We start from the raw sequence: 18,381 nt of genomic DNA, 5'->3' as shown, positions 1-18,381 counted from the left end.
CCCTCTTACTCTGCTGGATGTTTAGTATAAGCGTCGTTTACTTGTTCAACAGCATAAGCTGCGCGGTAAATCTTTTCTTCTTCGAAACGGTTACCGATAATTTGTAAACCAATTGGTAGACCTTTGTCGTCAAAACCAACAGGCATTGATAAACCAGGTAATCCAGCTAAGTTTACAGGAACTGTTAATAAGTCAGCAATGTACATTTCGATTGGATCATCATTTTTCTCACCTAGTTTAAAGGCAGTACCAGTAGTTACTGGTGATACGATTAAATCAACTTCTGAGAAGATTTTATCAAATGCTTCTTTAATTAACATACGTACTTTAGCTGCTTTCATGAAGTATTCATCGAAGTTTTCAGATGCGATAGAGAAAGTACCGGTCATCAAACGACGTTTTACTTCATCACCAAAACCTTCAGTTCTTGTATTGACATACAATTCTTCTAGGTCATTGAAGTCTTCTGCACGGTAACCATAGCGGATACCATCGTAGCGTTGTAAGTTTGAAGATGCTTCTGCAGAAGCGATGATATAGTAAACTGGAATACCATATTTTAAGTTTTCGAAGCTAATCTCTTTAACAGTTGCACCAGCATTTTCTAATTGCTTGATGGAAGCACGGACTTGCGCTTTCACTTGGTCATCCACTGATTCGCCGAAGAACTCTACCGGTACACCAACAGTTAAACCTTGAACCCCATCTTTCATAGAAGCTACATAGTTAGGTACTTCAATATTTGCAGAAGTTGAATCATTGTCATCATAACCAGCAATTGCTTCTAACATAATGGCATTATCTTCAACAGTACGTGTCATAGGACCAACTTGGTCTAGTGATGAAGCAAAAGAAATGACACCCCAACGTGATACACGACCATAAGTAGGTTTCATACCTACAATACCGTTGTATGCTGCTGGTTGACGGATTGAACCACCTGTATCGGTACCTAATGTTGCAATCACTTGACCAGCTGCAACTGCAGCCGCTGAACCACCTGAAGAACCACCTGGTACACGGTCTGTGTCAAATGGGTTGCGAACTGGGCCAAAGTAAGAAGTTTCATTAGAACCACCCATGGCGAATTCATCCATGTTTAATTTAGCAATATTAATCGCACCTGCTGCAGCTAATTTTTCAGTAACTGTTGCATCATAAATTGGTACAAAGTCCGCTAACATCTTAGATGCTGCTGTCGTTGTAACACCATTTGTTAAAATATTGTCTTTTAATCCAATAGGAATCCCTTGTAATGGACGGTCTGAGGAGTAACCTTTTTCATCAGATGCCTTAGCTTTTGCTAGCGCATTTTCTTCGTCTAAAGTGATCACAGCGTTAATAACGTCATTTTCTGCTTTTATACGGCGGATAGCTTCTTCCACTAGTTCAACAGATGTTATTTGGCCAGCCACTAATTTCTCATTTAAAGAGCGGATTGTTTCTGTAAATTTTTCCATTAAGCGTCGCCTCCATCTGTATCAATAATTGATGGCACTTCGATAAAGCCATCGACTGTTGTTTTGGCGTTGATAAATAACTCATCACGGGTTTGTGTTTTCACAACTTTATCTTCGCGCATCACATTTTCAAAATCGACTGCCCAAAACATAGGCGTTACATCTGTAGTATCGACTTCTTGTAATTTTTCGGTCATATTTAAAATATTTCCAAATTCTTCAGTAAAGTGATCGACTTCTTGGTCTTCCACCTTGAATTTAGCTAATTTAGCAATCCGTTTAACTTCTTCTTCAGAAATTGACATAACGGGTTCCTCCTTCATTCTTCAGTTTAGTTTTCGCCTTATTTTACCTGTTTCATTTTAGCACAAACCGCTCAAGTCAACAATGTTAATTAAGGTTACATGAGTAGATTTTTGTATTTTTAATCTTTTATCTTAAGAATAGCTTACAAATACGAATAGGCAAGCTTTTTCACTGAAACTTGCCTATTGTTCTGCCTATTTTTTCTATTACTGTCAGCTAGCAAACAAGTGCCAACCCCTTTTTGATCATGAGAAAAAGAGGTGGACATGTTATAAAATATCACATATCTTAATCCACTAATACATAGTTGAAGGTGTCTGAGTCTTTATCTCTCGTCAATAAGGCGCGTACACCGTCAGCCGTTACCACTTGAATTTGAATCTCAATATTGTTGTTGAATACTGAGCTAGCGGTTGAAATAGCTTGCTGAGACAAGGCAATGACTTCGCTATAACCATCAAACTGACTATTGATCACGATATTAACGCTTTGTTGTTCATTATCTTGATAGTAACCTACCCCTGATAACCCTGATAATTGTGGATAAAATGATTGGATTTGGTCACGGAAACGGGTGAAGGATACAGTATCTTCTTCATTTGGTGCGTCATCTACATCATAGACAACAAAGTCTTGGTTATAAGTTGACCAGTCACCAAAAGAGTCTCCACTTGAAGAAACAGCATCTGTTTTGAAAGTACCGCCTCCTAAGTCACCTGACTCCTCATTTTCAAAAATAGCCACATGAATTGGTGTATCGGCATAAGCTTCATCTTGACGGATATTACTTACAATAGTTTCCGCCATTTGTTTCCCTTGCTCGATACGTTCTTCAGATGTAATTTCAACTTCTTTTGTCTCTGATCCTGAGTTAAAGGTATCCGAATAGTTCATCCCCAAACCGATTGAAATACCAGCTATTTTACCATTTTCGTCCACAAAATCATATTCCATAATCGCGTTCAAATAGCGAGGTTCATAGCCATCTAAAGTTTCGGAGAGTGAGTCAGTTGGATTTAATCCTTCTGGGTTGTCATCAGATTTTGCTTTTAAGAAGGCGATTGTTTTCTCTTCGCCAAGCACTTGTCCTTCTTGAATTGAATAGTCCTCTGTTGAGAAGATATTCTTCGCCAAGTCGTATAGCCCTCGCTCTAGATTCTCCGAATTGGCTTGTGAGGATGTTCCTGCAGTTATACCAGCACCAGAATTGACTTGGTAAGTACCGTCATTAATATATGATGGATAATATTCTGTTGATAATTGATCTGTTTTAGTTTGTTGTTCTTCACTATTAGATGAAGTTTGGCTGGCTGATCCTGCTGACTCGGTTGAATCCGCTTGGTCATTTTGGCAGGCTGCTAGGGCCAAGGTCGCCACCAATAATATAGATAAGGTTTTGAATTTTTTGATTTTCAATACGACATTCCCTTTCTTAACTTGGTTTTCTCCCCAATCACAAGTTCCCATTTTCTTCTATTGGTCTATTATATTATAACTTGTCAACCATGTCTTGTTCAGAAAATATGGTGATGCCTAAGCTCTCTGCTTTGGTTAATTTTGACCCAGCATCTTCCCCTGCAATGAGTATATCGGTTTTTTTAGAAACAGAACCCGTTACATTACCACCTAAATTTTCAATGGCTTTTTTAGCTTCTGGTCTTGTATATGCTGACAATTTTCCTGTTAGCACAACGGTTTTACCAGCCCAGAAGGAATCGATCGTATCCACTTCTGCTTTAATTGGACCCTTGTAGGTCATATTGACCCCATTATCCACTAGCGCTTCAATCGTTTCTTTGGCACCATCTGTAGCAAAAAAGGCCACTATAGAATCCGCAATAGTTTCGCCAATGCCTTCAATACTGGTAAAGTCCGAAATATCTTTGGTCATAATCTCTTGCATACTTGGGTAAACTTCGGCAATTTGACGAGCTGCTTTAGCCCCGACATGACGAATACCTAAACCAAATAACAAACGTTCTAGGGAATTCGCTTTAGAATCTTCAATCGCTTGGATAATATTATCCGATGCCTTGTCGCCAATTTTATCTAAGGCCATTAACTGGTCTTTTTTCACTTGGTAAAGGTCTGCTGGACTATGAACATCTGCCTTATCATACATTTGTTCAAGAACACTTGGCCCTACACCAGTAATATTCATGGCGTTACGAGACACAAAATGGTATAACTTTTCTTTCGCCTGAGCTGGACAAGCTGGGTTCACACATCGTAAAGCTACTTCATCTTCTAGATGGATTAACTCACTATGACAAACCGGACAAGTTGTTGGTTTAGGATAAGCTTGTGAATCTTCTTTGCGTTTATCTAATACAACCGTCACCACTTCTGGAATAATATCTCCAGCTTTATGGATAATCACTGTATCATTTAAACGAATATCCTTAGCTTCAATCAGGTCCATATTATGCAAACTAGCTCGTTGAACGGTTGATCCGTCTAGTAACACGGGATCCATCATAGCAGTTGGTGTAACAACACCTGTTCTACCTACTGTCCATTCAATATCACGAATCGTAGTTTCAACTTCTTCAGCTTGAAACTTGTAAGCAATAGCCCATTTAGGTGCTTTTACTGTATAACCTAACGTCTCTTGGTCAGCAAAATCATCCACTTTTATAACGATGCCGTCGATGCCGTATGACAATTCATGGCGTTTCGCTGTCATCTCTTCGATATAAGCTTGAATTTCTTCAAATGTTTCACAAACTCTCGTCAGAGGATTTACCCGTAAGCCATAGTCAGGGAAATATTTAAATAGGTCTTGTTGGCTTCTAATCGGCAATTGGTCAGAAAAGACACCTGAATATAAGAATATATTTAAATTTCTACCTGCTGTGACTTTTGAATCTAGCTGACGAATTGAACCAGCGGCTGAATTACGTGGGTTGGCAAAGGTTGGTAACCCCGCTTCTTCACGCTTTTCATTTAAAGCTAAAAAAGCATCCTTTGGCATATAGATTTCACCGCGAACTTCAATATCTATGTCTTGGCGTAATTTCATAGGGACAGATTTAATTGTACGAACATTGTTGGTAATATCCTCACCAACAACCCCATCTCCACGAGTAGCTGCTCTGACATAGCGACCATTCTCATATTGAATGGCCACTGATAAACCGTCAATTTTCAACTCACATACAAACTGTACCTGGTCTCCAATACTTTTCTTGGCATCCGCTACGAATTTAGCTACCTCTTCAAAATTAAAAGCGTTAGCTAATGACATCATCGGTTGTGAATGGGTTACTTTGGTGAATGCTTCACTGACGACATCACCCACTCGTTGTGTAGGCGATTCTGCTTGGATGAAAGTTGGATATTTTGTTTCCAAATCCTGTAACTCACGGTAAAGTTTATCGTACTCGGTATCCGAAATACTTGGATTATCTAAGGCATAGTATTGGTAGGCATAATCATTCAACTGATGGGTTAAGGTTTCAATGCGTGCAACATCAATACTTTGTTGGTCATCCTTGGTCATCGTTCAATCTCCTTTTATTCCGTGATTTTTTCTTTATGCTTGCTTTTGAATTGGTGCAAAAGCAGATAATAGTCGCTTAATACCTTGATTTGGGAAAGCAATATCTAACTCTTGTTCGTTGCCGGATCCTTGAACCTTAACAACAGTCCCTACACCCCATTTTTTGTGGACGGCTTTATCGCCAATCGCCCAAGTAACTGGACCATCTACTGTTTCGATATCTTTATTGCCATTCACGGGATCAAATACTGACCGTTTCGCTTCTTTTTTTCGGTCATAGTAGGACTTGGCGTTCGCCTTTTCATAGGTGTTAGTCGTTCTTCTTTGTTTGCTACCGTAAGTTGACGCAAAGTTTGTTGAATTACCAAAGGTAGATCCTGTATGATGTCCAAAGGGTAAATCCGCTTGACCACTAGGTTGGAAAACAGATCGTTCGTTTTCACTGTCATCTAGTAATGCATTATCAATTTCTTTGATAAACCTTGAAACAGGATTAGACTGGTATTTCCCATAAAGTAAGCGGGATAATGAGTTAGTTAAATATAATTTTTGTTCAGCCCGAGTAATCCCTACATAAGCTAGTCGCCGTTCTTCTTCAAGTTCAGATTCTTCCTTAGCGGCGCGCGCTAATGGGAACATCCCTTCTTCCATGCCAATGATGAAAACAACTGGGAATTCTAGCCCTTTAGCTGCATGCAAGGTCATCAAAGTTAATTCCCCTTGTTGGTCCAATTGTTGGCTATCCAAGTCAGAAACCAATGATAAGTCTGTAATAAAGCCCATTAAAGCATCATCTTCGGCTGGATTGGTATCCATTACACTATCTAGTTCTGCCTGAATGCCTTCTAAGTCAAATAAATTAAAGGTGCCATCTGGATTTAGTGGGGTATTTTCTTGGTTAGGGGCAGCTTGGTTCAGGCTTGCATCTTGTAAGTCTACTGGACGGTCTGCCTCTTCTTGCGCTTCAATCTGCGCTGCTTGTTCCCGTTCTTCCCGTTCAGCTTCCCAACGTTTATCAAATTCTTGCGTAACCGAGATAAACTCATGAATATTGTCAATTCGTGCGTCAGCTTCCAATGTTTTTTGTTTTTCCAAATCTTTTAGGTAGCCTGTTTTTTCTAAAACTTCTTCTACCAAGTCTTGGATAGGTAAGAAGGCCCGTTGTGCTTCTAGATTGGCCATCATCTTGCTGAAAGCTTTTAAATTCGTCGCACCTTTACCTGTAATTGGCGAATGGTCTACTAGTGAGGCCGCCTGTAGAAGAGAAATCCCCTGTTGGCTGGCAAATGTATTTAATTTATCCAAGGTTCCTGGGCCAATACCACGCTTTGGTACATTAATAATTCGGGTAAAAGATAGGTTATCCAATGGATTAGCAAGTAAGCGTAGGTATGCGAGTATATCTTTAATTTCTTTACGGTCGTAGAATTTTAGTCCGCCAACGATTCGGTAAGGCATGTTGGCCTTTACCAAATTTTCCTCCATTACACGAGACTGGGCGTTGGTTCTATAAAGAATAGCAAAGTCTCCGTAGTTGAGCTGTTGATTTTGAATAGTCGCTTTAATTTTACTGATAACGTAGTTTGACTCATCACGCTCATTTTGAGCACGGTAATAGGAAATTAATTCGCCTTTATCGTTGTCTGTCCATAGCGTCTTGTCTTTACGATAAGTATTTTGATTAATCACATTATTGGCCGCCTGCAAAATATTTTTTGTCGACCGGTAATTTTGTTCTAGTAGGATTGTGGTTGCGTTTGGATAATCTTTTTCAAAGTTCAAGATATTTTCCATATTAGCACCACGCCACCCGTAAATCGACTGGTCAGCATCCCCTACTACACACACATTATGAAAGTAACCACCTAAGTGTTTAACCAATTTATATTGGGCTTCGTTAGTATCTTGATATTCATCTACATGAATATAATGAAATTTTTGTTGGTAGTATTTCAAAATATCTGGCTGTTGGTCAAATAATTTAACAGTATACATAATTAAATCGTCAAAATCAAAAGATTGCGCTGCCTGAAGGCCTTTTTGGTAGCGTTCGTATACATCTGCTACCACATCCTCTATATACCCTGTATAATTTTTTCGATAATCATCTGGCAGCATTAAGTTATTTTTCGCATCAGAAATACGCCCTAGTAACATTTTATAAGAGAATTTATCCTTATCTAAGTTTAACTCTTTTATAATACGTTTGATCAGCGTTTGTTGTTCTGATGGATCAGCGATAGTAAAGGACCGGGTAAAACCAATTGCCTCAGCCTCTCTTCTTAAAATACGTACACACATAGCGTGAAAAGTAGAAACCCACATATCATTGGCATCCGGACCTACCAAAGCTGAAACCCGTTCTTTCATTTCCTTAGCGGCCTTATTCGTAAAAGTGATCGCTAGAATATTCCAAGGATTCACCTCTTTTTCACTTAAAATATAGGCCATGCGGTGCGTCAAAACACGTGTTTTCCCACTACCAGCACCTGCCATAATTAATAGCGGCCCTTCGGTATGCTCAACAGCTGCCTTTTGTCGATCATTAAGCCCCTTAGTAAACTGATTCAATGCCATCATTAGGCCACCTTCCCGTATAGTTTCACTGATAAGCATACCATTTATAGAACACCTGTTCAACGAAAACAGGATGTGACAAATGTCGCTTAGACTCGTAACAGTGGAAGAAATAAACGTAGTGATGGCACATCACGCAGCTTATTTCTGAAGTGGCACGAGTCTGACATTTGGAGCTCAACTAACAAGGTGCGAGCGAGACCGCTTAGCTCAACAACACTGGAAGACTAATGTAGTGGCTGATGCAATCAGCTACAAGTTAGTCTGAAGTGGACTTGAGCTGGTCGAGCGAACCCGATTAAACAGGATGTGATACAGAGCGTTAAGGCAGGAGACGATGGAAGATATAGGAGAAGTGATGGCACATCACGTACCCTATATCTGAAGCGGAGCCCTGACTGTTCTGGAGAGCTCGACTAACAAGGTGCGAGCGAGACCGCTTAGCTCAACAACTGCTAACGCATTTAAGCGAATAAGTGCTAAAGCACCAACTCGCTCATAAACCGGAAGACTAATGTAGTGGCTGATGTCATAAGAAAAGACGAACCCTTTAAGATTCGTCTGTCTTCATTATTTGTTGATTTGATAAAGAATTAATTGGTTTATCCAAATCCGAGCTTGCTTACGCGCCATCGCATAATCCTTATGTGCTAAAGCTTCCAACATCGTTGGATAGATTTCTTTCAAATCATTTGCTTCACGTTTGAAGGTTGAGTGATCTTCCTTCGCTTCTTTTATGTACAATTCATGCAGGGGTTGAATTGTATTCAAGGTAACCTGTCTGAAGTATGAGTTCGGATAAAAGGATACCAAGTAGGTAAACATTTTGAATTCAGTATCAAAGTAAGTTTCCAAGTCATATGCTGCAAGTGATTCAGAAATTTTTTGTTTCAGTTCTTCAACGCGCTCAATTTCTACTTGGACATCTTTATTCTGCATTTGCTGGAAGAGATTCATCGTTAACAATTCAATAAATTGTAGACGTTCTACAATCGCTCGTGCGTTTAGTGCATTTTTCGCCACTACTGCCCCTTTATATTGTTCAATACGAACATAATTTTCCTCAGCAAGTTGTGCCATGGCTTTTCGAACCGGCGTACGACTCATGCCTAACGTTTCTGCAATCTCCACTTCTTTTAAGTGCGTGTCTGGTAATAGCAAATTACTATCGATTTGTTCTTTTAGGTACTGATACGCAATGTCCTTATAGCTCTTACTCTTTGCCACAGTTCTACCCCCTATAAAAAGTACAATATACAGAAATATTGTTCATCTTTTATAATACACTTGAACAGTAACCAATGCAAATGAATTTTCTTCCACTAAAGCTATTGGACTTGGTCGTCAAATCGAGTTAGTTCGTATCTTTCTATCACATCGATTAAAGATTCCGCATAATTAGGGTCTGTAGCATATCCTGCTTCTTGTAAGGCATAGGCTGCCTCTTGATAGGAACTTGCATTCAAGACGCTATCATAGTGTGTGTCATTCCAAGACGTACCATTTGCAAGTAAACGTCCATGATCAGCCACTGACTCCTCCCAAGACTGATAAACCCGAAACGGTTCATCCACAGTTATATATTGCCCATTCACAAATTCTTTGGTGGGTAGATCTACACTTGGATCGTTTGGATTATACGATTTATGCCCAAATAAATTAAAATAATTGCTAGATAATTGACTTTTACCAAAATTAGATTCCAATATTGCTTGAGCGGTCACAATACTTGGCAATACGTGAGAATTTGGATATTCAGTGACGGCATACTGGCCAATTAAATCCACAAATTCCTGGTCTGTATACACAATATCTATCTCTGAGCTAGACGTCTCGCTTGATGAAGGTACCCCTTGTTGGTCTTGTAGAAGGAAAAAGAGCATTAAACCAAGAATTGCAATTGTGCCTAACCATATTTCGTTACGACGTTGTGCCCGTCTTTTCTTTGAGATATATCGTGTTTTTTTAGGTTTTATTTTTTTGAAGGCCTTTCTAAATGTCCGTCGCCATCCTTTGAACCAACCTTGCCAACCAGTTAATCTGCGCTTTCTTTGCTTCTTTTTCTTTGCCAAAATATTGTCACCTCCCTTGCATAACTCTTATTTTGGACCATAATTGGGCCATTTTCCTAGCATTATACATAAAAAGCGTTGAGTAAACCATTACGATTACTCAACGCTTATATTAAGAATATATAATCTATCCCAATGCCCCACCAAGATAAGCTTCTTGTACTTTCTCAGAAGTTAATAATTCTTGACCAGTTCCTGATAATAAAATCTTACCAGTTTCCATCACGTAAGCACGGTCAGAAATGCTTAACGCTTGCTTGGCATTTTGTTCAATCAGTAGCACTGTTGTACCAGCTGCATTGATTTCTTCAATAATATTAAAGATTTGTTGGATGAATAGTGGCGCTAATCCCATTGATGGCTCATCTAACAATAATAATTTTGGCTTAGCCATTAAAGCTCTTGCCATGGCAACCATTTGTTGTTCCCCACCTGATAAAGTCGCTGCGTCTTGGTTTAAACGCTCTTTAATGATTGGGAAGTATTCAAATGACTTTTCCATATCTTCTTTTAACCCATCACGGTCTTTACGCGTGTAAGCGCCCATTAAAAGGTTCTCCTTAACTGACATCCCTTTAAATACGTGACGCCCTTCAGGTACTTGAGATATACCTGCCTGTACAATCTTCATTGCGTTGGATTTTAGGATATCTTGTCCTTCGTAAAGAATTTGACCACTTTTAGCTGGTTTAATTCCTGAAATTGTCCGTAAAGTTGTGGATTTACCTGCACCATTTGAGCCAATCAAGGACACAATCTCACCTTGATTTACTTCAAAGTTAATGCCTTTAATCGCTTCAATCATACCGTATGAGACTTTCAAATCTTTTACCTGTAACATTGTCATATTTTACTCGCCTCCTAAGTATGCTTTAATAACAGCCGGATTACTTTGGATTTCGCTAGGTGTACCATGGGCGATTAATTTGCCGTATTCTAATACATAGATACGCTCACATACATTCATAACAAGGGACATATCATGCTCAATAAGCACAACTGTAATATCGAAATCCTTTTGAATTTGACGAATTAACTCTGTTAAGTTTGCTGTTTCATTAGGGTTCATACCAGCTGCTGGTTCGTCTAAAAATAAGATTTTTGGCTCAGTAGCCAAAGCACGGACGATTTCTAGCCGACGTTGTTGCCCATATGGTAAGTTTTTCGCTTTTTCATATTGTAAATCTTGTAGATTAAAAATGCTTAGCAATTCAATCGCGCGTTCTCTCAGTTCTTCACGATTCTTATAATAACCTGGCGTACGTAATACACTTGACCAGAAACTAGCCCCGTGTTTTGTGTGTAAGGCAACTAACACATTATCTAAAACAGTCAAACTACCAAATAAGCGGATATTTTGGAAGGTTCTAGCTAAACCATAACGGTTGATTTCACTTGGCTCTTTACCATTTAATACAACTTCACCTTCGTTAGTTGATAATTTTACTTCCCCTGAACTCGGCGCATAAACACCAGTTAATAAGTTAAATAAAGTCGTTTTACCAGCACCATTAGGGCCGATTAAACCAACTAATTCATTCTTTTCTAATTCGATATTTACATTTGATACAGCGGCTAACCCGCCAAAATTTTTATTTAAATCTTTGATCGTTAATAATGACATGGTTACGCCTCCTTTTTATCTGATGTTTTCTTCTTACGGTTCAATAATTTGCTAAATTGTAATTCAAAATCCCCCATCAATCCAGATGGTTTAAATACCATTATGGCAATAATCGCAATACCATATACAACCATACGCAATTGACCTAAAGGCGCTAGTACTGAGTTTAGTAGACCCAAGGCGATTGCCGCAACAAATGAACCTGTCACTGAACCGATACCCCCGAATACAACGATAATTAAAACATCGATTGAACGTTGGAAAGTAAATTGTGATGGATTGATTACTGAGAAGTAACCAGCATATAAAGTACCAGCGATTGATGCAGTAATAGCACCAATTACGAAAGCAATAATTTTATATTTAGTTGTTTTTACCCCAACAGATTCAGCAGCAATTTCATTTTCCCGAACAGCAATTGTTGCACGTCCTGGGCTAGAATGAATAAAGTTTACAATTAATAATGTTGTTAAAACGATAATGATAAATAAAGTAATCCAAGTAACGTTCATTGGAATACCTGAAATACCTGCTGCGCCGTTGGTAATTTCTAAGTTTTGAATGATAACACGGATAATTTCTGAAGCCCCTAGCGTAGCGATAGCTAGATAGTCACCTTTCAAGCGTAGCGTTGGCACACCTACAATCAAAGCAACAACTGCCGCTAAAACAGCTCCAGCTGCCATACCTGCATAGAAGCCAATAGGCCCTGGAATACGCATTGAAAGGATAGCACCCACGTATGCCCCAATCGCCATAAATCCAGCATGCCCAAGCGAGAATTGACCCGCATAACCAACTACCAAGTTTAAGCCGACAGCCAAAATCATATTAATGCCAATTGTGATCATAATATTTTGATAGAACGACGTTACTAATCCCATTAAATAGGTTGCCATGATTATGAAGAATAATCCTAAAATCATACAAATCCATGTTATTGTAGATTTAGTAAAGAAGTTCTTTGCCCATGATTCTTTTTTCATCATAATCCTCCTATACTTTCTCTTGTGTGCCTTTACCTAACAATCCGCTAGGTTTAAAGACTAGAACAATAATTAAAATTAGGTAAACAGCTGCATCTCGCCAGGTTGATAAACCGATCATTGAAACCATTGATTCAACAACTCCGATAAAAATACCACCTAGCATGGCTCCAGGAATTGAACCAATACCCCCTAATACTGCGGCTACGAACGCTTTAATACCTGGTGTTAGTCCCATAGTTGGCGAAATAGAGTTATAGTAAATACCTACTAATACCCCACCAGCACCAGCTAATGCTGAGCCAATAGCGAAAGTAAAGGAAATGATATTATCTACGGAAATCCCCATTAAACGCGCTGCATCAGCATCTACCGATACTGCGCGCATACCTTGACCCATTTTTGTTTGACGAACAATATATTGTAAGGCAATCATCAAAATAATTGTTACAATGAAAATCACCACTTGTTGGGTGGAAATCGTGAATAAACCTAAATCCAATGATAAATTTGGTAATGATGTGGGGAATGCACGAACTTCTGGTCCCACAAAGTAAATCATAAAGTTTTGTAATAGGTAAGATACCCCAATAGCTGTAATTAAGGCTGCAATACGTGTGGATTTACGTAAAGGTTTGTATGCCACTCGCTCAATAATTACCCCTAAAATTGCTGTAAAAATCATGGTTAAAATAAGTGCAGGAATGATATTCATCCCTAATCCCGTAATTAACCAAAATCCAAAAAAGGCCCCAACCATATAAACATCACCATGCGCGAAGTTAATCAAGCCGATAATGCCGTATACCATTGTATAACCTAAAGCCATAAGGGCATAAATACTACCCAAAGAGAGTCCGTTTACAAGCTGTTGCAAAAACATCTCCATTTATTTCACTTCCTTTTCCTTTTTCTGAATACACGTGAGCTCACTCACTACAAATATAATCCAATATATTTGATGTTTGTTTATCATTATGGCTACATCATTTAATGGGTCGTGTCACATTTAATCTTATAAGATTAAATGCGCCTCCCTATAAATAGAAAATAGACCAAGTTACCGCAAATGCCATAAGTTTAAGACTGGTTTCATTATAAGAATATGCCAATTTTTATGCAATATTTTTTAATAATTTTCTAATTAAGTTTTGAGTTCATCATATTTTTGGCACTATTAACGCTTTGTATCCTCATTTTCATCCATAAAATAAGGGAAGTCCTAGCTTTCAAAAGACAAACGTGTACAAAGTTTGCATTTTATCTAGAACTTCCCAAATTTGTTTTTATTAAATGGTCAGACTACTTATTCACTCACAATGTCTTCAGGAGAGATTGTAGTTGTACCTACAACTTCACCATCTTGCATTTCTAGAATATAAGCGGTCTTGATTGGATTATGTTGGTCATCAAATGAGAATGTTCCGGTTGCACCCGAAAATTCGTCAGTTTCTGCAATTGCAGCTGTTACTGCTGCTGGATCGCTTGATCCTGCACGTTCAATCGCATCGATTGCTAAATTAGCAGCATCAAAACCTAGAGCAGCAAACATATCTGGTGTTTTACTATATTCAGCTTCATAGGCTTCTATGAATGTCGCCGTTACATCTGTTGCACCCTCCCCTGTTGTATAGTGGGAAGTGTAATAGAAGTCGGTCACATTTTCTGCACCAGCTAAATCAATAAACTCTTGGCTACCAAAACCATCTGGTGCCAAAATAACTGCATCCATTCCCTTTTCACGCGCTTGTTTAACGATTGGCCCACCTTCTGAATAGTAACCAGCTATAAAGATAACGTCCGGATCGTTAGAAGCAATATTATTGAGGATTGAATTGAAGTCAGAATCACCTGCAATATATGACTCGTTTGCTACAATATTACCTTGAAACTCTTCTTCAAACGTAGCAGATAAGTGCTGTCCATAATCAGTTGAATTATCTTGGATAATTGCAGCAGTTTCATAACCTTCACCATTAGCAAAACTCGCAAGTGCTGAACCTTGGAAAGCATCTTGGAAAGCTACACGGAAAACATAATCTAATGTATTACCAGAACTATCAACTGTAAGTGTGTCACCCGTTGCAGCTGGCGCAATCATTGGGATTTGAGCATTGGTTCCAGTTGGAATTTGTGCTTCAAATGCACCTGTTGTTGCTGGCCCGATAATCATTTTTACATTCTCTTCATCAATTAGGCGGGTTGCCGTATTGGCAGACTCATTGGGATCAGTACGGTTATCACCTTCTACATATTCGATTGATTGACCGTTTATGCCACCAGCTTCATTCGCTAATTTAAAAGCTAACTTAACCCCTTCATTCGCTGGGCCACCATAGGCTGCACCAGCACCAGATAAGTCCCAGTTCCCACCAATCTTGATAGTATCTTCAGTACTTTCGCTAGTTGAACTTGCTTGATTAGATGTTTGCGTCACTGAACCACAGGCCGCTAGCATCATTAAAGAACCCATTGTTAAAAGCATCTTTTTCATTTTCATCATTCATTCCTCCAAATTTTATATTTGGAACAATAAAGATAAGACTAACATTAGTATAAGATGGTTCTCTATAAAAAGCAATTTAATTTTAATTTTATTTTAATTTTAAAAAGCGTCAATGTGACAAAAACACCTTAGTTCGCCAAGCTATCTGGGGTTACTGCTGAAGTGGCTACTTCTTCCCCATTTTCCATTTCAATGATATAAGCAGTTTTTACTGGGTTGTGGTCTTCATCAATTGAGAATGTACCTGTTACACCTTCAAAATCAGTTGTTTCTGCTAAGGCATCTGTAATTGCTTGACGATCATCTTCACCAGCACGTTCTGCTGCGTCTGCTACTAAGTATGCTGCATCGTATCCTAAAGCATCAAACATATTAGGTGTTGAACCATATTCTTCTTTAAATGCTTGGACGAATTCTGTTGTTTTGTCTGTTGCACCTTCACCAGTTGTATAGTGTGCTGTGTAGTAGAAGTTATTTACGTTACCAGCACCCGCTAATTCAACAAATTCTTCTGCTCCGAAACCGTCTGGTGCTAGAATTGCTGATTCAATCCCCTTTTCACGAGCTTGTTTTACAATAGAACCACCTTCAGTATAGTAACCAGCAATAAAGATTACATCAGGTTTTTTGGAAGCTACATTATTTAAAATGGAATTAAAGTCTGTATCCCCTGATACATATGATTCTGTACCTACAATTTCGCCATCAAAAATATCATCAAACTCTGCTGCTAAATTTTGACCATAGTCAGATGAGTTATCTTGGATAATTGCTGCTGTTTCATAACCTTCTTGGCTAGCAAATTCTGCTAATACAGCACCTTGGAAAGCATCTTGGAAAGGCACACGGAAGACATATTCTAATACATTACCAGCACTGTCCATTGTTAATGAATCACCTGTAGCTGCTGGTGCAACAACTGGCACACTAGAAGCTGTCGCTGTTTGAATTTGGGCTTCAGTCGATCCTGTTGTATCTGAACCAACTAAAACAGAGATATTCTCTTCATCAATCAAGCGAGCAGTTTGTGTAGTAGATTCTGTCGCATCTGACTTGTTGTCTACAGAAATGTAGTTAACTTCTTTACCTAATACACCACCATTTTCATTAATCTCTTTAAAGGCTAATGCTGCACCATCATTAATCGCCGTACCATAAGCAGAAAATGCACCTGATAAACCGAAGTTACCACCAACATTGAAAGTTTCGTTATCTCCAGTCGTTGATGCTCCTGAATTGTTAGTAGATGTTGCTGCACCACATGCTGCTAAAGTGACAGCCGAAAGTAAAGTTAAAGCTATTTTTTTAAATTTCATCTATATGTCCTCCCCAGAACGATATTTTTTATTTCGTTTTTGACTCACATTTAAACGCTAGTGCTCAATTATTATTTTCTATAAAAAAAACGACAGCCCCTAAAGGACCGTCGTTCTAACCAAGGCCCTCTTCAACGAGAAATAGGACCCTACATATTTGTAGAATCCTCCCTAGTTAATAATAATAATGTTGGCATAAGTTAGTGAAACAAGACTATTCACATTATAGGATTGTTTTACAGTTGTTTTCATCTTGCTTCACCGCCTTTCTAATTTGTTCTTAATGAGTTGCTATTAATATATCAGAGTTTTATAAGAGTTACAAGGTCTTTATTAAAAAAATGCTAGAAAATTCGTATAATCTTTTTAACAAAGCAAAAGTACTAAAAATTATTCTGGCGCTACCGCTGTTGAGCCAACTACTTCGTTATGTTGAATTTCTTGGATGTAAGCTGTTTTATTTGGCGTATGATCATCTTTCATTGTAATCGCACCTGTTACCCCTTGGAAATCGGTAGTATTGGCTAAAGCTTCAGCAATCGCTTGATTATCTTCAGACTCAGCTTCTTCTACTGCATTTGCGTATAGGTAAACTGCATCATAACCTAAAGCAGCAAACTCATCAGGTGCTTTACCATAAGCTGATTGGAAGGCTGCTGAGAATTCTTTTGAAGCTTGTGAGGCATCTTCATCGGAAGCAAAGTGAGAAACAAAGTAAATATCATTCATATTCTCTTCGCCAGCCAATGAGCTCAACTCTTCTGATGCCAAACCATCTGGACCAACAATTGCCGCTTCAATACCCATTTCACGGGCTTGTTTAATAATTGTTCCTGCTTCAGTATAGTAACCTGCGATGAAGATTACATCTGGATTTGAAGATTTAATATTCGTCAAGATAGAAGAGAAGTCCGTATCCCCTGATACGTAGGATTCAGTTGCTACTACATCCCCCTCAAAGGCTGCTTTAAACTCATCTGACAAAATTTGTCCATAGTCTGAAGAATTATCTTGCATAACGGCTGCAGTTTCATAACCTTGATCATTTGAAAAACGTGCAATCGCCCCTCCTTGGAAAGAGTTTAGAAAGGCTACTGAGAATCCATATGCATATGCTTCACCATTGGCATCTAAAGTTGCCCCGTCACTGGTTACCGCTGGTCCGATGAAAGGCACTTGCGCTTGTGTCGCCGCATTAATTTGCGCTTGATAGTTAGCTGTTAACGAAGGCCCAACAATAGCTGATACACCTTCTTCATCAATCAAGCGTGCAGCAGCAGATGCAGATTCATTGGCATCCGATTTATTATCTGCTTCAACATATTCAATTTGTTTCCCGTCGATACCACCTGCTTCATTGATCTCTTCAACAGCCAGCTTAGCTCCGTTATTAATATCATTACCGTAACCCGCTGCTGAACCCGTAAGTTCAAAGTTCCCACCGATTTTAATCGTATCTGAACTGGTAATAGAATTTGAGCTAGATGTTTGTGTTAAATTTCCACAACCCGCAATGACTATTGTTGAAAGCAACATCACCGAGAAACGTTTCATACCTTTAATATTCATTAAAATACCTCCTAGTATATCCACTAATTTTTTTAACGATTGATTTTTTAGATATCCTTTAACCATTCATCAGAAAAAAGACATGCCCACCCTCAAAAAATATCTCTATATTTTCGTTAATAACCATTTTGATTAGCCTAAATTGAACCAAATAAAAAAGCCAGTACTTCGTGAAACACGAGCCACTGGCTAATTAGCTAGGCCCATATTTCATGAGAAAAAGGACCCTACATCTTATTGTAGAACCCTAACTAAGCTAATAAAGGTAATAACGTTGTATAAGAAATACGAATGGGGCTTGAGGCCCAAACAGCCATTGATTGTTCTTTATTCATGGTACCTCGCTCCTTTCGTTTTTCTGAGTTGATTATAATATACCAAATTAAATTCTAATAATAAAGCTTTATTTTAATCATTTTATCATTTAATTTTAAATCTATCAAAAATACCCCCTAAATTGACT

Annotated in this window: 14 protein-coding genes; all 14 read right to left on the bottom strand. The window is 38.6% G+C overall.

The window, feature by feature from the left end:
• Window positions 1-5 precede the first annotated feature (5 nt).
• Window positions 6-1,460, bottom strand: a complete 1,455-nt coding sequence (gene gatA / locus CJ191_RS04150) for an Asp-tRNA(Asn)/Glu-tRNA(Gln) amidotransferase subunit GatA (protein ID WP_102199070.1) — start codon at window positions 1,458-1,460, stop codon at window positions 6-8.
• The gene (gene gatC, locus CJ191_RS04145; RefSeq protein ID WP_257994119.1) at window positions 1,460-1,765 is read right to left on the bottom strand and encodes an Asp-tRNA(Asn)/Glu-tRNA(Gln) amidotransferase subunit GatC; all 306 of its coding nucleotides are present in this window, start codon (window positions 1,763-1,765) and stop codon (window positions 1,460-1,462) included. The genes gatA and gatC overlap by 1 nt, the downstream gene beginning before the upstream one ends.
• Before the next feature lie 289 nt (window positions 1,766-2,054).
• The gene (locus CJ191_RS04140) at window positions 2,055-3,182 is read right to left on the bottom strand and encodes a CamS family sex pheromone protein (protein WP_180960931.1); all 1,128 of its coding nucleotides are present in this window, start codon (window positions 3,180-3,182) and stop codon (window positions 2,055-2,057) included.
• Between the two features lie 73 nt (window positions 3,183-3,255).
• The gene (ligA, locus tag CJ191_RS04135; protein ID WP_102199067.1) at window positions 3,256-5,268 is read right to left on the bottom strand and encodes an NAD-dependent DNA ligase LigA; all 2,013 of its coding nucleotides are present in this window, start codon (window positions 5,266-5,268) and stop codon (window positions 3,256-3,258) included.
• Window positions 5,269-5,301: 33 nt separating this feature from the next.
• On the bottom strand, window positions 5,302-7,848 hold the full coding sequence (locus tag CJ191_RS04130) for a UvrD-helicase domain-containing protein (RefSeq protein ID WP_374754466.1): 2,547 nt from the start codon (window positions 7,846-7,848) through the stop codon (window positions 5,302-5,304).
• 567 nt (window positions 7,849-8,415) lie between these two features.
• Window positions 8,416-9,072: a GntR family transcriptional regulator gene (locus CJ191_RS04125; RefSeq protein WP_070469067.1), complete on the bottom strand. Its 657-nt coding sequence runs from the start codon at window positions 9,070-9,072 to the stop codon at window positions 8,416-8,418.
• Between the two features lie 101 nt (window positions 9,073-9,173).
• Window positions 9,174-9,917, bottom strand: coding sequence for a glycoside hydrolase family 73 protein (locus CJ191_RS04120; protein ID WP_102199065.1), 744 nt, complete (start codon window positions 9,915-9,917; stop codon window positions 9,174-9,176).
• Between the two features lie 127 nt (window positions 9,918-10,044).
• The gene (locus CJ191_RS04115; RefSeq protein ID WP_210382499.1) at window positions 10,045-10,758 is read right to left on the bottom strand and encodes an ABC transporter ATP-binding protein; all 714 of its coding nucleotides are present in this window, start codon (window positions 10,756-10,758) and stop codon (window positions 10,045-10,047) included.
• Between the two features lie 9 nt (window positions 10,759-10,767).
• Entirely contained in the window at window positions 10,768-11,541 is a 774-nt protein-coding gene (locus tag CJ191_RS04110) for an ABC transporter ATP-binding protein (protein WP_070469072.1), read from the bottom strand.
• A 2-nt stretch (window positions 11,542-11,543) separates the two neighbouring features.
• Window positions 11,544-12,530 carry a branched-chain amino acid ABC transporter permease gene (locus CJ191_RS04105; protein ID WP_102199064.1) on the bottom strand — a complete coding sequence of 329 codons (987 nt, stop codon included), beginning with the start codon at window positions 12,528-12,530 and terminating at the stop codon, window positions 11,544-11,546.
• Window positions 12,531-12,537: 7 nt separating this feature from the next.
• Complete coding sequence (locus CJ191_RS04100) at window positions 12,538-13,416, bottom strand: branched-chain amino acid ABC transporter permease (protein WP_070469075.1); 879 nt, start codon at window positions 13,414-13,416, stop codon at window positions 12,538-12,540.
• A gap of 417 nt (window positions 13,417-13,833) precedes the next feature.
• On the bottom strand, window positions 13,834-15,027 hold the full coding sequence (locus tag CJ191_RS04095) for an ABC transporter substrate-binding protein (RefSeq protein WP_083272820.1): 1,194 nt from the start codon (window positions 15,025-15,027) through the stop codon (window positions 13,834-13,836).
• A 134-nt stretch (window positions 15,028-15,161) separates the two neighbouring features.
• Window positions 15,162-16,349, bottom strand: a complete 1,188-nt coding sequence (locus CJ191_RS04090) for an ABC transporter substrate-binding protein (protein ID WP_102199063.1) — start codon at window positions 16,347-16,349, stop codon at window positions 15,162-15,164.
• A 390-nt stretch (window positions 16,350-16,739) separates the two neighbouring features.
• The gene (locus CJ191_RS04085) at window positions 16,740-17,918 is read right to left on the bottom strand and encodes an ABC transporter substrate-binding protein (RefSeq protein WP_102199062.1); all 1,179 of its coding nucleotides are present in this window, start codon (window positions 17,916-17,918) and stop codon (window positions 16,740-16,742) included.
• Window positions 17,919-18,381: the final 463 nt, after the last annotated feature.

Source organism: Aerococcus viridans, assembly GCF_002871935.1.
Lineage (GTDB): Bacteria > Bacillota > Bacilli > Lactobacillales > Aerococcaceae > Aerococcus > Aerococcus viridans_B.
Note: the sequence above shows the minus strand (reverse complement) of the source record. Positions and strands in the feature narration are given on the sequence as shown.

Coding starts and splice junctions, on each gene's coding strand:
- CJ191_RS04130 (WP_374754466.1), bottom strand. CDS start 7,848: ATGATGGCATTGAATCAGTTTACTAAGGGGCTTAATGATCGACAAAAG.
- gatA (WP_102199070.1), bottom strand. CDS start 1,460: ATGGAAAAATTTACAGAAACAATCCGCTCTTTAAATGAGAAATTAGTG.
- CJ191_RS04095 (WP_083272820.1), bottom strand. CDS start 15,027: ATGAAAATGAAAAAGATGCTTTTAACAATGGGTTCTTTAATGATGCTA.
- ligA (WP_102199067.1), bottom strand. CDS start 5,268: ATGACCAAGGATGACCAACAAAGTATTGATGTTGCACGCATTGAAACC.
- CJ191_RS04100 (WP_070469075.1), bottom strand. CDS start 13,416: ATGGAGATGTTTTTGCAACAGCTTGTAAACGGACTCTCTTTGGGTAGT.
- gatC (WP_257994119.1), bottom strand. CDS start 1,765: ATGTCAATTTCTGAAGAAGAAGTTAAACGGATTGCTAAATTAGCTAAA.
- CJ191_RS04115 (WP_210382499.1), bottom strand. CDS start 10,758: ATGTTACAGGTAAAAGATTTGAAAGTCTCATACGGTATGATTGAAGCG.
- CJ191_RS04085 (WP_102199062.1), bottom strand. CDS start 17,918: ATGAATATTAAAGGTATGAAACGTTTCTCGGTGATGTTGCTTTCAACA.
- CJ191_RS04090 (WP_102199063.1), bottom strand. CDS start 16,349: ATGAAATTTAAAAAAATAGCTTTAACTTTACTTTCGGCTGTCACTTTA.
- CJ191_RS04105 (WP_102199064.1), bottom strand. CDS start 12,530: ATGATGAAAAAAGAATCATGGGCAAAGAACTTCTTTACTAAATCTACA.
- CJ191_RS04110 (WP_070469072.1), bottom strand. CDS start 11,541: ATGTCATTATTAACGATCAAAGATTTAAATAAAAATTTTGGCGGGTTA.